General features: G+C 73.0%; 16 protein-coding genes. 1 reads left to right on the forward strand and 15 read right to left on the reverse strand.

Features of this window, described 5'->3' with window-relative positions; translation table 11 throughout:
- Positions 1–57: 57 nt before the first annotated feature.
- From hisB to hisD, 3 genes are read right to left on the reverse strand one after another with little or no spacing between them, the layout of a single operon-like run.
- Positions 58–669: an imidazoleglycerol-phosphate dehydratase HisB gene (hisB, locus tag ACFYPG_RS27640; RefSeq protein WP_030334475.1), complete on the reverse strand. Its 612-nt coding sequence runs from the start codon at positions 667–669 to the stop codon at positions 58–60.
- Positions 666–1,739: a histidinol-phosphate transaminase gene (locus tag ACFYPG_RS27645; protein ID WP_355007658.1), complete on the reverse strand. Its 1,074-nt coding sequence runs from the start codon at positions 1,737–1,739 to the stop codon at positions 666–668. Before ACFYPG_RS27645 ends, hisB begins: the two co-directional genes overlap by 4 nt.
- Positions 1,736–3,058, reverse strand: coding sequence for a histidinol dehydrogenase (gene hisD / locus ACFYPG_RS27650; RefSeq protein WP_387354333.1), 1,323 nt, complete (start codon positions 3,056–3,058; stop codon positions 1,736–1,738). Before hisD ends, ACFYPG_RS27645 begins: the two co-directional genes overlap by 4 nt.
- 106 nt (positions 3,059–3,164) lie before the next feature.
- Between hisD and ACFYPG_RS27655 the strand changes: the two genes are divergently transcribed.
- On the forward strand, positions 3,165–3,872 hold the full coding sequence (locus ACFYPG_RS27655) for an LON peptidase substrate-binding domain-containing protein (protein WP_387354334.1): 708 nt from the start codon (positions 3,165–3,167) through the stop codon (positions 3,870–3,872).
- On the opposite strand, the gene ACFYPG_RS27660 is transcribed toward ACFYPG_RS27655, so the two are convergent.
- The 12 genes from ACFYPG_RS27660 to ACFYPG_RS27715 form a co-directional block, all read right to left on the reverse strand.
- Positions 3,787–4,617, reverse strand: a complete 831-nt coding sequence (locus ACFYPG_RS27660) for a DUF2567 domain-containing protein (protein ID WP_387354335.1) — start codon at positions 4,615–4,617, stop codon at positions 3,787–3,789. The genes ACFYPG_RS27655 and ACFYPG_RS27660 overlap by 86 nt on opposite strands.
- Positions 4,618–4,673: 56 nt before the next feature.
- On the reverse strand, positions 4,674–6,365 hold the full coding sequence (locus ACFYPG_RS27665; RefSeq protein ID WP_387354336.1) for an AAA family ATPase: 1,692 nt from the start codon (positions 6,363–6,365) through the stop codon (positions 4,674–4,676).
- A gap of 74 nt (positions 6,366–6,439) precedes the next feature.
- On the reverse strand, positions 6,440–7,471 hold the full coding sequence (locus ACFYPG_RS27670) for a hypothetical protein (RefSeq protein ID WP_387354337.1): 1,032 nt from the start codon (positions 7,469–7,471) through the stop codon (positions 6,440–6,442).
- Between the two features lie 42 nt (positions 7,472–7,513).
- Complete coding sequence (locus ACFYPG_RS27675; RefSeq protein WP_357202546.1) at positions 7,514–8,458, reverse strand: RluA family pseudouridine synthase; 945 nt, start codon at positions 8,456–8,458, stop codon at positions 7,514–7,516.
- A complete protein-coding gene (gene lspA / locus ACFYPG_RS27680) occupies positions 8,455–9,072 on the reverse strand; it encodes a signal peptidase II (RefSeq protein ID WP_355007665.1) in 618 nt (205 codons plus the stop codon). Before lspA ends, ACFYPG_RS27675 begins: the two co-directional genes overlap by 4 nt.
- 64 nt (positions 9,073–9,136) lie before the next feature.
- On the reverse strand, positions 9,137–9,556 hold the full coding sequence (locus ACFYPG_RS27685; protein ID WP_091407724.1) for a TraR/DksA C4-type zinc finger protein: 420 nt from the start codon (positions 9,554–9,556) through the stop codon (positions 9,137–9,139).
- 225 nt (positions 9,557–9,781) lie between these two features.
- A complete protein-coding gene (locus ACFYPG_RS27690) occupies positions 9,782–11,281 on the reverse strand; it encodes a potassium/proton antiporter (RefSeq protein ID WP_387354338.1) in 1,500 nt (499 codons plus the stop codon).
- A 22-nt stretch (positions 11,282–11,303) separates the two neighbouring features.
- Entirely contained in the window at positions 11,304–11,609 is a 306-nt protein-coding gene (locus ACFYPG_RS27695) for a DUF167 domain-containing protein (protein ID WP_355007667.1), read from the reverse strand.
- Positions 11,610–11,619: 10 nt separating this feature from the next.
- Entirely contained in the window at positions 11,620–12,351 is a 732-nt protein-coding gene (locus tag ACFYPG_RS27700; protein WP_387354416.1) for a hypothetical protein, read from the reverse strand.
- A gap of 116 nt (positions 12,352–12,467) precedes the next feature.
- Complete coding sequence (locus tag ACFYPG_RS27705; RefSeq protein ID WP_355007668.1) at positions 12,468–13,277, reverse strand: DivIVA domain-containing protein; 810 nt, start codon at positions 13,275–13,277, stop codon at positions 12,468–12,470.
- Between the two features lie 44 nt (positions 13,278–13,321).
- Positions 13,322–13,627, reverse strand: coding sequence for a YggT family protein (locus tag ACFYPG_RS27710; RefSeq protein WP_030334503.1), 306 nt, complete (start codon positions 13,625–13,627; stop codon positions 13,322–13,324).
- Between the two features lie 30 nt (positions 13,628–13,657).
- The gene (locus tag ACFYPG_RS27715; protein ID WP_355007669.1) at positions 13,658–14,350 is read right to left on the reverse strand and encodes a cell division protein SepF; all 693 of its coding nucleotides are present in this window, start codon (positions 14,348–14,350) and stop codon (positions 13,658–13,660) included.
- Positions 14,351–14,441 lie beyond the last annotated feature (91 nt).

Genomic DNA, 14,441 nt, shown 5'->3' on the forward strand with positions numbered 1-14,441 from the left:
AGAGCCACCTTCCATTCGCGACTGCGGGGCTCCGCTGCGCTGCACTCCTCGCGCTCATCAGAGCGCGCCCTTCGTGCTCGGGATCGCTCCGGCGGAACGCGGGTCGATCGAGGTGGCCTCGCGCAACGCGCGGGAGACCGCCTTGAACTGCGCCTCCACCACGTGGTGCGCGTCCGGGTGACCACCCGGACGGGCCGCCCGCAGCACGTCGACGTGCAGCGTGACCCGGGCCGCCTGACCGAAGGACTCCCAGATGTGCCGGGTCATGCTGGTCGCGTACACCGGCCCGATGTACGGGGCGAGCACCGGCTCGTCGTGCACCACGTACGGCCGACCGGAGAGGTCCACGGCGGCCCGCACCAGCACCTCGTCCATCGGCACCGTGGCCGAGCCGTACCGCCGGATGCCGGCCTTGTCGCCCAGCGCCTGGTCGAACGCCGCACCCAGCGCCAGCGCGGTGTCCTCGATCGTGTGGTGCGCGTCGATCTCCAGGTCACCCACCGTGCGCACGGTCAGGTCGAAGCCGCCGTGCCGGGCGATCTGGTGCAGCATGTGGTCGTAGAAGCCGACGCCGGTGCTGATCTCGGCGGCACCGGTGCCGTCGAGATCGATCTCGACGAGGACCTTGGTCTCCTTGGTGATCCGTTCCACCCGGGCGGTCCGACTCATTGCGAAGTCTCCATTGCAGAAAGGAAGGCGTCGGTCTCGGCGGCGGTGCCGGCGGTCACCCGCAGCCAGCCGGGCAGGCCGACGTCACGGACCAGCACCCCCTGTGCCAGCAGGGCGTTCCAGACGACTGTCTGGTCGCCGCCCACCTCGAAGAGCACGAAGTTGGCGTCGCTGTCGGCGACCCGCAACCCCCGCTCGCGCAGCGTCGCCACGATACGGTCCCGCTGCGCCATGATCGCGCTCACCGTACCGAGAAGGGCGTCGCGGTGCGCCACCGCCGCGCGTGCGGCGGCCTGGGTGAGCGCGGAGAGGTGGTACGGCAGACGGACGAGCTGCACCGCCCGCACCACCGCCGGGTCGGCGGCCAGGTAACCCAGCCGGCCACCGGCGAAGCCGAACGCCTTGCTCATCGTCCGGGTGACCACCAGTCGCGGGTGGCCGGGCAGCACCGCGAGGGCGCTGACCGTCCCGGGCCTGGCGAACTCGGCGTACGCCTCGTCCACTACCACCATGCCGGGCGCGACGTCGAGCACCGCGGCGATCACCGCCGGGTCCAGTGCGGTGCCGGTGGGGTTGTTCGGCGAGCAGAGGAAGACCACGTCCGGCTGGTGCTCCCGGACCTGGGCGACCGCCTCCTCGGCGGTCAACCCGAAGTCGACGCCGCGCGCGGCGGGCACCCACCGGGTGCCGGTGCCGAGGGCCAGCAGCGGGTGCATCGAGTACGCCGGAACGAAGCCGAGCGCCGTGCGCCCCGGCCCCCCGAACGCCTGGAGCAGCTGCTGCTGGATCTCGTTGGAGCCGTTGGCCGCCCACACCTGCTCGACCGTGAGCCCGTGCCCGAGATAGTCGGCCAGGTCGGCGCGGAGCGCCACCGCGTCCCGATCCGGGTAACGGTTCAGCTCGCGCAGCTCGGCCGCGAGCGCCTTGCCGATCGCCTCGACCACCGGCTCCGGAACCGGGTGGGAATTCTCGTTGGTGTTGAGCCGCACCGGCACGTCCAACTGAGGCGCCCCGTACGGCGACAGCCCCCGCAGGTCGTCGCGGATCGGAAGATCGTCCAGACTGGTCACGCCGACCCTCCCGGGAAACGGGCCTGGACCGCCTGGCCGTGCGCGGGCAGGTCCTCCACGTTGGCCAGGGTGACCACGTGCGGGGCCACGTCGCGCAGCGCGGCCTCGGTGTATTCGATCAGGTGCACACCGCGCAGGAAGGACTGCACGGACAGGCCGGAGGAGTGTCGGGCGCAGCCGCCGGTGGGCAGCACGTGGTTGGAGCCGGCGCAGTAGTCGCCGAGCGACACCGGCGACCAGGCGCCCACGAAGATCGCCCCGGCGTTGCGGACCCGCAGCGCCCACTCCCGGGCGTCGACCGTCTGGATCTCCAGGTGCTCGGCCGCGTACGCGTCGACCACCCGCAGCCCAGCCTCAAGGTCGTCGACCAGGACCACGCCGCTCTGCTCACCGGTCAGCGCCGTGGTGACCCGCTCGGTGTGCTTGGTCGCCGGCACCTGCCGGGCCAGCTCCGCCTCGACCGCCTCGACCAGCGCCACCGACGGGGTGACCAGCACGCTCGCAGCGAGCGGGTCGTGCTCGGCCTGACTGATCAGGTCGGCGGCCACGTGCGCCGGGTCGGCGGTGTCGTCGGCCAGGATGGCGATCTCGGTCGGCCCGGCCTCGGCGTCGATGCCGACCACGCCGCGCAGCAGCCGCTTGGCGGCGGTCACCCAGATGTTGCCGGGGCCGGTGATCAGGTCGACGGGCTCGCACCGCAGCTCACCGGCCGGGTCCACCGCCGCGCCGTACGCCAGCATCGCCACCGCCTGGGCCCCGCCCACGGCGTACACCTCGTCGACGCCGAGCAGCGCGCACGCGGCGAGCACCCGGGGATCGGGCAGGCCGCCGTTGTCCTTCTGCGGCGGGCTGACCACCACCAGCGAGCGCACCCCGGCCGCCTGGGCGGGCACCACGTTCATCACCACCGTCGACGGGTACATCGCCAGGCCACCGGGCACGTAGAGGCCGACCCGGTCGACCGGCAGCCACCTCTCGGTGACAGTGCCGCCGGGCACCACCTGGGTGACGTGATCGGTGCGCCGCTGGTCGGCGTGCACCCGGCGGGCCCGGGCGATGGACTCCAGCAGCGCGGCACGCACCGCCGGGTCGAGCACCCCCTCCGCCTCGGTGATCGCCTCGACCGGCACCCGCAGCACCTCCGGGGAGATGCCGTCGAACCGTTCGCTCGCTTCCCGGATCGCCGGGTACCCATGCTCACGGACCGCCTCCACCAGAGGACGGATGCGCTCGACGGCGACGGACACGTCGAGCTGGGCACGGGGCAGCAGACGGCGCGGGTCACCGAGACCGTCGCGCAGGTCGATCCGATTCAGCACCCTTGCGAGTCTAGGCGGCCCGCCCGACGCCCACCCGAGCCGCCCGTACGCCGGGACGGTGAGCCGGGCCACGCCGCCGCGGGCGAGATTGGTTAGGCTCGACCATGTGACCGCACGGCTGCCGGTGTTCCCGCTCGCAACGGTGCTCTTTCCCGGGTTGGTGCTGCCGCTGCACATCTTCGAGGAGCGCTACCGGGCGCTGGTCCGACACCTGGTCGGCCTGCCCGACGGTGCCCCGCGCGAGTTCGGCGTGGTGGCCATCCAGGCCGGCTGGGAGGTCGCGCCCGCCGGTCCCGCCGGTGCCCCGGCCATGTCGGGCGTCGGCGAGGTGACGCTGCACGAGGTGGGCTGCACCGCCGAGCTGCGCCAGGTGACCGAGTTGACCGACGGTGGCTTCGACATCGTCACTGTCGGTCGGCGTCGTTTCCGGATCGCCGAGGTCGACGACAGCGCCGAGCCCTACCTGACCGCCGACGTCGAGTGGCTGCCCGACCCGGGCGGCCCGGACGAGGTGGCCGATCTGCTGGCCGCCCGGGTGATCGCGGTGTTCCGGCAGTACCTCGGCCTGATCCGGTCCGACCCGGAGGAGATCTCCGAGCAGTTGCCGGAGGACCCGACAGTGCTCTCGCACCTGGTGGCGGCGACCGCGGCGCTCACCGTCGACGACCGGCAACGGCTGCTGGCGATCGACGACACCGCCTCCCGGCTCCGCGCCGAGCTGCGGTTGCTCAACCGCGAGGCGGCTCTGCTGCGTCAGGTGCGGGCGGTTCCGGTGCCGCTGTCGGAGCTGGCGTCCCCGCTGACACCCAACTGAACTCCCCCGGCTCGGGTTCGGGGCGTAGCCCCGGCCACCGCGACCAGCCGGCCAGCAGTGTGTACATGACCGCGGCCCCGAACGCCGGCAGCAGCAGGTTGCCGTGCGGCACCGGCAGCACGCCGAGCAGCCAGTCCACGCCACCGGCACGCAGGTCGGCGGGTTTGCTGAAGGCCTGCCCGGCCGGGGCGGTCGCCAGCAGCCGTTCGAAGGTGGCCAGACCGATCCGCCGTCCCACCTGCCAGGCCACCGGCGCGGCGACCAGGGTGCCGAGCACCGCGGCGAGCAACCCGACCGGGCCGCGCCGTCGTCGCAGCACGAACCACAGGGCGAGGGCCACGAGCAGCCCGAAGGCGAGCCCGAGCAGGCTGAACCAGCCGTCGGCGGCGATCGGCTGCTCCGGTTGCGGCTCGGCGTAGATCGCCCCCTCGGCGGTCTTGAGCACCGGGGTGTCCGGCGCGAGCGCGGCCCAGAGCAGCCCGAGCGGAACACCCAGCGCGGCGAGCGCGAGCACGGCGCCCAGCACCGTCGCCAGGGCACGCAGCGGACGACGCGGTTCGTCGAACCGCAGCTCCAGCGAGCTCCCGTACGCCGCCGAGGGCGGCAGGTGACCCGGACCGAACTCGCCCGGCGCTGTCCCGGACGACGGGTCGGCCTCCGGCGGTGACGCGTCCGGCGTACGGGGTGGCGTGGGTTGGTCGGGCTCGTCGACGGGCCGCTCACGGTCGGGGTTGTCCGGGCTCACCCGATGATCCTCTCAGGCCCGGTGCCCGGCCGGGGCTCCGGTGGCGGCAGACCAGCTCACCGGGCGAACGGCTCCACCATCATCGCGGCGGCCCGCAGCCACGCCTGCCGGGTCTCCGGCTGGAGCTGGTGGTACTCGATCGACGACCCGGTCTCCAGAGCCGGGTCGTACGGTACGACGGCCACGCCCCTGGTACGGGTGGCGAAGTGCCGCTCCAGGTCGTCCTGGAGCGTCGAGCGACCCGGGGTCGGGCAGGAGATGAGGGTGATCGCGTTGTCCGCCAACTCGCCCATGCCCTCCTCGTGCAGCAGGTCGAGCATCCAGTCCGCGCTGAACGCCGCGTCCTCCCGGGGCACTGTGGTCACCACCAGCTGGTCGGCGGCCTGCATCACGGTGCGCCAGTTGGGGCTCTCCACGTTGTTGCCGGTGTCGACGCAGACCACGTCGTGGGTGCGCCGCAGCAGCTCCAGCACCCGTCGGACGGTGAACTGGTCCAGTCGCTGGGCGAAGCGCGGGCTCTCCTCGCCGGCCAGCACGTCGTACGAGCCGTCGGAGGCGTGCCGCAGGTAGTCGTCCAGCCGGTCCAGCAGGGTCGCGCCCTCCAGGATCTCGATCTGGGCCAGGTCGCTGATCAGGTGCCGGATCGTGCGGGCGTGCCGGGCGCTGCCGGCGCGCAGGCCGAGGGTGCCGCGCAACTCGTTGTCGTCCCAGGCCAGCACACCCTTGCCGCGGACACTGCCGACCGTCGCCGCGGCGAGCACTGTGGCGGTCGTCTTGTGCACTCCACCCTTGGGGTTGGCGAAGGCGAACACCCGGGGCGTGCCGAGGTCCCGTTGGAGCACCGCGTTGGCGCGCTCCTGCTCCTGGTCGACGGCCGGTGGGCGCCATTCGACCCGGGCCGGGTAGGGACGTTCGGTGACCGCCAAGCCGACCGCCGGGGCGGGTGGTGGCGGGACGGGCACGGCGACCGGCGGCGGGGGCGGGGGCGGCGGGGCGACCGGCGGTGGCGGCGGGGCGACCGGCGGGGCGGCCGGGTAGCCGGTCTCCGGCTGGTAGCCGGTCTCCAGCAGGGCGTACCGCGATTCCACCGGCGGGTCGCCCGGTCGGTAGCCGTTGTCCAGCAACGCGTAGCGCGACGGGACCGGGTCGGGGCCGAGTGCCGGCGGCTCGGGCTCGGCCCGGTACGCCGGCTCGGCCCGGTAGTCCGGCTCGGCCCGATAACCCGGCTCGGCCCGGTACGCCGGGTCCGCCCGATAGTCCGGCTCGGCCCGGTAGCCGGGCGTCGCGCGGTAGTCCGGCTCGGCGCGGTAGCCCGGCTCGGCCCGGTAACCCGGCTCAGCGCGGTAGTCCGGCTGCTCGGTCCGGTACGCCGGCTCCGCTCGATAGTCCGGCTCGGCCCGATAACCCGGCTCGGCCCGGTACGCGGGCTCGGCCCGGTAGTCCGGCTCGGCCCGGTACGCGGGGTCGACCCGGTAGGTCGCCTCGGCCCGGTAAGCAGGCTCCGCGCCGTACGACAGGTCGGCCGGATGCCCGATGGCAGGTGCCCGCCCGGCGTAGCCGTTGGGGGCCGCACGCCGTGGCAGCGGGTCCGGCGGCGGTTCCTCGCCACGCGGCTCCGGCTCGGTCTGCTCCGCGCCGCGACCGCCCAGCCGGGCACGGTCCAACAACGCACGCCACCGCGGCGCTGGTTCGGCCGGCCGGCCCCAGCCGGTCTCACTGCCCTCCACGGCCCGCCCTCCCAGCGCCATCGATCTCTGTCTGACAGGCTACGAACCCAACCCTATTCGGACCACACCTCAGAGCGCACACCAGCCGGCGCAGATCACGACGACGGCGATGGCGTCAACGGCTCGGTGAGGCTGGCGTCCGGCGAGGTGGTGACACTCGGCGGCGTCGACTCGGTGGGCTCCGGCGTCGACGGTGCGGGTGACGGAATCGTCACGACTGGTGCGGGTTCCGACGATTCGCCCACGGAGGCCGACGGCGCCGGGGCGCTGATCATCGGCGCTGGCCGTTCGGACCGGGTCGGTACGGGGCTCGGCCCCGTGTCGGCCGGCGGACGCACCACGTCACGCTGCTCCGGCAGGGGTGGCGTGAAGACCGTCCGGTCCAGCCGGTAGACCTCGGGGGCGGGGTCGACCGCCCGTACGTCCGGCCGGGCCGCCACACCGCGCAGCGCCACCGGCGTCGCGCGAACCACCGCCGCGTAGACGCAGGCGCAGCCGGTGCGGTACGCGGCCGCCTCGGCGGCGGCCACCTCGGCGCCGCTGACGTACTGCTCCCGCAACTCCCGCTCGCCAACCCCGTCGCCGTCGACGGCGGCGGCCCTGGCCCGGTAGTCGGCGGCCTCGGTCTCCTTGCGGGCCGCCACCTGCTCCATGCCGGCGACCACGTCGTCGGGCACCCGCAGCGCGGGGATCCTGACGATCTCGGTCTGCCGGCCGGGCAGCGGAACCCGCCCGAACACGGTGGAGACCCCCACGTCGCCGAGCACCGTCGCCAACCGCTGCGGAGGCAGGTACGCGTCGAGCGTGACCAGCGCGTACGTCCCGCCCTCGGCGGCCGGGGCGGACGCGGGCAGCGCCGCCAGGTCGGCCGCGGCGGACCGCAGGTAGCCGGGGACGGAGTCGCCGTCGGCAACGCCGACCCGGGTGACCTCGCCGACAGTCCGGTCGCCGACCGGGCTGTCGTCGACGGCCCAGACGGCGGTGCCCAACACGGCCGCCGCGGAGAGCACAGCGGCCCAACTGAGCACGCCGGAGCGCGCCGACCGGTCGCCCAGCCGGGCCACCGCCCGGGTCAGCGGCGGCAGCAACCGCTGGTCCAGCTGCCGCAGCAGGTTGCCGGCGCGCACGGGCGGGATCCCCTCTGTGAAACGGTGTCGGGCGGTCGCCGCTCAGTCACGCAGGATCTGAAGCGCACGTTCCAGGTCGTCAGGGTAGTCGCTGACGAACCGGACCTCGTCCCCCGTTCGGGGGTGCACAAAGCTCAGTTCGCGGGCGTGCAGCCACTGTCGGGCCAGGCCGAGACGGGCCGAGAGGGTGGGATCGGCGCCGTAGGTGAGGTCACCCACACAGGGGTGCCGCAGGGTGGAGAAGTGCACCCGGATCTGGTGGGTCCGGCCGGTCTCCAGCCGGACGTCGACCAGACTCGCCGCCGGGAACGCCTCCAGGGTGTCGTAGTGGGTGATGCTCGGCTTGCCGCCGGACACCACAGCCCAGCGGTAGTCGTGGGTGGGGTGCCGGTCGATCGGCGCGTCGACGGTGCCCCGCAGCGGGTCCAGGTGACCCTGCACCACCGCGTGGTAGCCCTTGTCGACCTCGCGGTACTTGAACGCCCGCTTCAACGCCGTGTACGCCTGCTCGCTCTTGGCCACCACCATGATCCCGGTGGTGCCCACGTCGAGCCGGTGCACCACGCCCTGGCGTTCGGCGGCGCCACTGGTGGAGATGCGGTGCCCGATCGCGGCGAGCGCGCCGATCACCGTCGGCCCGGTCCACCCGGGGCTCGGGTGGGCGGCCACCCCGACCGGCTTGTCGACCACGACGATGTCGTCGTCGGCGTAGACGACCCGCAGGCCGGGCACCGCCTGCGGCACCACGGTCGGCGGTGCGACCGGGGCGGGCAGCGTGACGTCCAGCCAGGAGCCGGCCTTGACCTTGTGCGAGTTGGGCCGGGCGGAGCCGTCGACCAGCGCGTCCCCGGCGTCGACCAGGGCCGCGGCGGCGGTGCGGGAGAGCCCGAACAGGCGGGACACGGCCTGGTCCAGGCGCATGCCGTCGAGGCCGTCCGGAACCGGAAGGGAACGGTGGTCGCCGCCAGCGGCGAACGCCGAGGTCATGCCCGCTCCCGCTGCTCGGTGCCCGGCGCGGCGGCGTCCGTCGTGGCCGGGGCGCCGTCGCGCCCCGCCCGCCGGCCGTCACGCTGGCGGCCGGTCAGCTCCAACAGGACGGCCAGCAGCACGCCGCAGACCAGCGAGCTGTCCGCCAGGTTGAACACCGGCCAGACCTGACCGTACGGGTCGAAGAGGCTGATCATGTCGACCACGTGCCCGTGGAACGGAGACGGCGCGCGGAAGATCCGGTCGACGAGGTTGCCCAACGCGCCACCGAGCACCAGGCCGAGCGAGACCGCCCAGGGCAGCGAGCGCAGCCGCAGGGCCATCCAGACAATCCAGCCGACCACACCGATGGTGATCAGTGGGAAGACCCAGGTGTGGTCCGCGCCGATGCTCCAGGCCGCACCGCTGTTGCGGGTCAGGCTCAGGTAGACGAACCCGCCGAGCAGCCGGACCGGCTCCCGGTCGGTCAGCGCGGCCAGCGCGAGGTGCTTGGTGACCAGGTCGGCCAGCAGGGCCACCAGGGCGACCCCGGCGAGAATCGCGACGGCCCGGGGCCGGCGGGTGCCGCCGCCCGGATCGGTGCGGCCGGGTTCGGCGGACGGTACTGCGGTCATGCGCTCCCCATCGACAGTCTTGGCGGTGATCTCTCACCGTCTCATCGCCGCCGGGGAACGGACCTCAGCGCCGCTCCTCCAGCTGCTTGCACGTCACACACAGGGTGGCCGACGGGAATGCGGCGAGGCGCTCGACCGGGATCGGGTTGCCGCACCGTTCGCACCAGCCGTAACCACCCTCGTCGAGGCGCTCCAGAGCGCGCTCCACCTGCGTGATCCGTTCCAGAATGCTGTTGGCGAGAGAGATCTCCTGCTCCCGCTCGAGCGTCTTGGTGCCCGTGTCGGCCTGGTCGTCCCCGGCCGAGTCGGTCAGCCGATCGCGCTGCAGCTCGGTGATCTCACTCAGCGTCTGATCGTACTCGGCACGAAGCTCGTCCCGCCGCGCCGCCAGCGCCGCCCGGATCTTCTCGGTCTCCGCCGTGCTGCGGGTGGCCTTCGCCACCGGCTTGCGCCCGGCGGTCCTGGTGTCGGATGGCTTCGCCATGGGTCGCTCCCTAGGCCGGGGAACCGCGCGGTCCGCGGCGCCTGGTCAGGGGGCGCCGACAAAGGCGTCCCCTATGGACGAAAAGGGGCGCACGGCGACGATGGCCGCGCACTCCCGAGGTTGGCAAGAATACGGAACGTACAGGCGTCCGACAACGTGCCGCACCGTCGCACCGTCTAACAGCCCCTAGCCCTGCCTAACTGGGGCAAAGGGAACGCTAGCAGATCAATTGGGCACCTCATCTCCGTACTCACCAAACCATCGGGCCAGACGACCCCGCCGACTGACCGCCCGCAACCGCCGTTCCGCCGCGTCCCGCACCCCTGCGGTCGCCACGATCAGCAGACTGTCGCCGGTCTTCAACCGGGTGTCGGGTGCGGGCACGAAGCCCACGCCGTCGCGCAGCACCAGGGTCACCGACGCGCCGAGCGGAAGGCGCAGTTCGTCGACGTGCACCCCGGCCAGTCGTGAGCCCGGTGGCACCTCCACCTGAAGCAGGTCCGCCCGCATCCGCTCCAGCGGCGCGGTCTCCACGTGGATCTCGGCGGCCTCGGCCGGCGCGGTCACCCGCAACCGGCGGGCGAACGGCCCCAACGTCCCGGTCTGCACCAGCGTGAAGATCACCACCAGCACGAAGACCACGTCGAAGAGCCGCTCCGCACCGGGCACCCGCTCGGAGAGCGGAATGGTGGCCAGCACGATCGGCACCGCCCCGCGCAGCCCGGCCCAGGACAGGAACGCCTGTTCCCGAAGCCCGACCCGGAACGGCAACGCCGAGACGGCCACCGACAACGGTCGGGCCAGGAGCACCAGAGCCAGCCCGGCGACCACCGCGGGCAGCACCGCCGCGTCCAGCCGGCCCGGCGAGGCCAGCAACCCGAGCAGCACGAACAACCCGATCTGGGCGAGCCAGGCCAACCCGTCCGCGAAACCGAGAATCGCCTGCCGGTGCGACAGGCGGGCATTGCCCAGCAACACCCCGGCCACATAGACGGCGAGGAAGCCCGAGGCGTGCAGAACGGCCCCCGCGGCGTACGCCAGCACCGTGATGCCCACCGCGGCGATCGGGTAGAGCCCGGCCGAGGGCAGCGCGGCCCGGCGCAGCGCCCAGGTGCCGGCGACGCCAGCGGCAACGCCCACCGCCGCACCGACGCCCAGCTCGTAACAGACCAGCGCGACCTCGTACCACCACGGGTGCGCGAAACCCCGGTGGGACAGCAGCACCACCAGCAGCACCACCGGGGCGTCGTTCATCCCCGACTCGGCCTCCAGGGTCGCCACCAGCCGGGGCGGCAACCGCAGTCGGCGCAGAGTGGCGAAGACGGCCGCCGCGTCGGTGGACGAGAGCACCGCGCCGTAGAGCAGCGCCAACCGCCAGTCCAGCCCCAGCAGCAGGTGCACGGCCACGCCGACCACCACGATGCTGACGATCACGCCGACGGTGGAGAGTGCGGAGGCCAGCCCGAGCACCGGGCGCAGCGTGGTCCACCGGGCGGTGAGCCCGCCCTCCGCGATGATCACGATCAGCGCGCAGAAGCCGAGAGTCCGGGTCAGCTCGACGTCGTCGAAACGGATGCCCAACCCGCCCTCGCCGATCGCCACGCCCAGAGCCAGGTAGACCAGAAGGCTGGGCACGCCGAGCCGGGTGGAGAGTCGCACCGCGCCGACAGCGACCAGCAGCACTGCCGCACCGAGCAGCAGGGCGATGTCCAACCCGGGAGTCACGGCTGCCTTGCCTGGGCTGTCCTCACTCGGCGGATCCGTCGCGCAGACGGCGCAGCACCTCGGGCAGGTCCGGGCCGGGCCGATCGACGAGGAAGAGCTTGTCCCGGCTGGCCGCGCCGGCGCGCAGCGACACGACGGCCGGCCGGACGCCCAACGCGCCGGCCAACGCCCGCCGGGCGGCCTCGGTGGCCCGCCCGTCGACGGCCGGGTCGTGGACAGCGATCACGAGGGCGGGCCCGTGCGGGCCGTCGAAGCGGCCCCCCACCCGGTCCCGGGAGGCTCCGGGCTTCACCCGTACCGCCACTGTGAGCGTGTCCTGCGCGGGCACCGGCGCCGCTTCAGATCGGACGGGCGTCGGCGAGGAGAGCGGTCGCCGGCGCGCAGTGCGCGCACGGGGTGAAGCCGAGGTCCACGGCCTCGGCGACCGGCAACGTCTCGGGCTGCCAGCCGATCAGGTGGGGGCAGCCGTCCAGGTGGTAACGGGGACGGCCGTCGACGACCTCGACAGCGTCGAGCAGTCGGGCCACCCGGGCCGCCTCGGCGGGCGTGATCTGCTGGGCGGCCGGCTCGTCGACCGCCGCGACCGCCGGGTCGAACACGTCGCCGGTCGACGCCGCGAGGGGCGACGCCGGGCTGACCGGCCGGGCCCGCGCGGGCACCTCGTCCGCCGCACTCACCATCGGCGACGCGTCCTCGACGCGCGGCGGGTCGACCGGGGACACCTCATCGACCGGCGGCACCTCATCGACCGGCGACACATGGTCGACCGGCGGCTCGGGTGGTTGCCGCCACCCGGTGCCGCCGGTACCAAACGTCGTGGGCACGTGCTGGACCGGCACCTCCGGCTCGACCAGCGGCGGCCCGTACGCGACACCCGGTGTGGCCTGGCTGGCCGTACGGGGCGCGTCGGGGTGCCGCCGGTCGGTCCGGCCGGGATCCGCCATGGCGCGGTTGGCGGCTGCCTGGCGGGCCCCCACCACCAACGCCACGGCGGCCAGCAGACTGGCCGCGATGGAGATGACCAACAAGAAGCTGGAGCCACCGGCCAGGCCGAGCACCAGTAGCACCACCGCGACGAGGATGAGCAGAAGACTTGCGACTATCACGGCTCACCCCCGCCGCGTCGAACCGTCCAGGCCGGGCCGGCGACCGTCACCATTGGCGGACAGCGATCGCCGGCCGGTGCTCAGCGTCCGGCTTCGAGGGCGCCGGAGCGCCCGCCGCCGCCGTACGAACCAGCGAGACCCGCTGCGGCCAGCCCGTTGCCGCCAGCGACCCGGCCGGCTTCGGAGCGGGTCATCTCGGCCTCGAGGCCCTGGCCACGACCGTCGAGGTCACGCAGCTGGCTCTCCAGGTACGCCTTGAGCCGGGTGCGGTACTCGCGCTCGAACTGCTTGAGCTCCTCGATGTGCTTCTGCAGCGCCGTGCGCTTGGCGTCCAGGCCGCCCATGGCCTCCTGGTGCCGCTGGCGGGCGTCCCGCTCAAGGGCGTCAGCCTTGGCGCGCGCCTCCCGGGTCACCTCCTCGGCCTTGCCGCGAGCCTCGGACAACAGCTGGTCGGCCTCGCGGCGAGCGTCGGACACGTGGTCGTCGGCGGTGCGCTGGGCCATCATCAGCACGCGCAGGGCCTGCTGCTCACCGTCACCGGTGACGCCGCCGGCCGGGCCGCCGGTCGAGCGGACCTGCTCCAGCTCGGCCTGCATCGCGCGGGCAGCCTGCTCGGCCGCCGACTTGTCGCGCTGCACCCGGTCCAGTTGGGCCTTGACATCGTTGAGCTCCGCCGCCAGTCGGGCGTCGCCGCCGGGGCCGGCGGGGGCGCCGCCACGGCCGCCGCGCTCCACCTGGGCGCGCAGCTCGTTGTTCTCCTCGATGAGACGGGCGAGCTCGCGCTCAACCTCGTCCAGGAAGGCGTCGACCTCCTCCTCGTCATACCCCCGTTTGCCGATCGGCGGCTTTTTGAAGGCGACGTTGTGGACGTCGGCCGGGGTCAGCGGCATCGAAACTCCTCGGGTCAGTTGCGGCCGCGAAAGCGCGTCGGTCATCAGGCAGATGCCCTGATCGACGGCCCTAACACGAACTCCATCAGCACGAACAGGATAACCAGGAGCACAAGGGAGGCCAGGTCGATGCTCACGGTACCAATTCGCAGCGGAGGGATCACACGCCTCAACGCGTTGAGAGGGGGATCAGTGACGCTCCACACGGATTCCAATCCTGCCGATGCTCCACGCCCCGGTTGCCAGCGACGGCCGTACTGCAGGACGGCGCTCAACACGAACCGGGACAGAAGAAGGAGCAGGAAGACATAAAGGATCAGGTACAGCACTTGCAGTAAGATCGACAACACGGTCAGCGACGTCCCTCGGGTCGGGCGGGATCAACTCAGACTGAAAAAGCCGCCCTCAGCGATCTTGGCTTTGTCCTCTGCGGTGACCTGGACGTTAGCCGGTGAGAGCAGGAACACCCGATTGGTCACGCGCTCGATCGTACCGCGCAGGCCGAACGCCAGCCCGGCGGCGAAGTCCACCAGACGGCGGGCATCCGCCTCATCCATCTCGGTGAGATTGATGATCACCGGGACACCGTCGCGGAAGTGCTCACCGATGGTGCGCGCCTCCCGGTAGGTGGTGGGGTGCAGCGTGGTGATCTGGTAACGCTGCTCCTCCTCGGGCAGAGCCCGCTCCCGCGACGTGACCTGCGGCGCGAGGGCCAGGTTGTCCCGAGTGTGGTAGGTCAGCGCACCGGAGGTCTCGCCCGCCGACGACCGGGTGATCGACCGGACGCTGGACCGCTCGATCCGCTCCGGCCGCTCACCGTCGCCGCGCTCGGACTCGCTCAACCGCGCGCTCGACCGCTCGGAGAGTCGGCCCCGCCCGCTGTCGCGCGGCCGGGGAGCCGGCGGCTCCTCGGCGTCGTCCTCGTCGTCGTCGGCGAACTCCTCGGCGTACCGGCTCTGCCGGTACCGCGAGTCGCGGTAGCCACCCTTGTCGTAGCCACCGTCGTCGTAGGCCCGCTCGTCGTCTTCTTCGACCAGACCGAGCCAGACCCCCGCCTTGCGCAGTGCACCCATCCCGCGCCCTTCCGTCCGCCGTGCGGCACGCGCCCCCGTGCCATGTCGCCCGTCGCGAGTGGACAACCATGCCCATCGGACCGGAACAGCA

The organism is Micromonospora sp. NPDC005553 (assembly GCF_042871765.1).
In the GTDB taxonomy this organism is placed as follows: Bacteria; Actinomycetota; Actinomycetes; order Mycobacteriales; family Micromonosporaceae; genus Micromonospora.

Bases quoted from the DNA above. Each gene is read 5' to 3' on its own strand.
- ACFYPG_RS27665 (WP_387354336.1), bottom strand. From the start codon at position 6,365: ATGGCGCTGGGAGGGCGGGCCGTGGAGGGCAGTGAGACCGGCTGGGGC.
- lspA (WP_355007665.1), bottom strand. From the start codon at position 9,072: ATGACCGCAGTACCGTCCGCCGAACCCGGCCGCACCGATCCGGGCGGC.
- hisB (WP_030334475.1), bottom strand. From the start codon at position 669: ATGAGTCGGACCGCCCGGGTGGAACGGATCACCAAGGAGACCAAGGTC.
- ACFYPG_RS27705 (WP_355007668.1), bottom strand. From the start codon at position 13,277: ATGCCGCTGACCCCGGCCGACGTCCACAACGTCGCCTTCAAAAAGCCG.
- ACFYPG_RS27685 (WP_091407724.1), bottom strand. From the start codon at position 9,556: ATGGCGAAGCCATCCGACACCAGGACCGCCGGGCGCAAGCCGGTGGCG.
- ACFYPG_RS27675 (WP_357202546.1), bottom strand. From the start codon at position 8,458: ATGACCTCGGCGTTCGCCGCTGGCGGCGACCACCGTTCCCTTCCGGTT.
- ACFYPG_RS27715 (WP_355007669.1), bottom strand. From the start codon at position 14,350: ATGGGTGCACTGCGCAAGGCGGGGGTCTGGCTCGGTCTGGTCGAAGAA.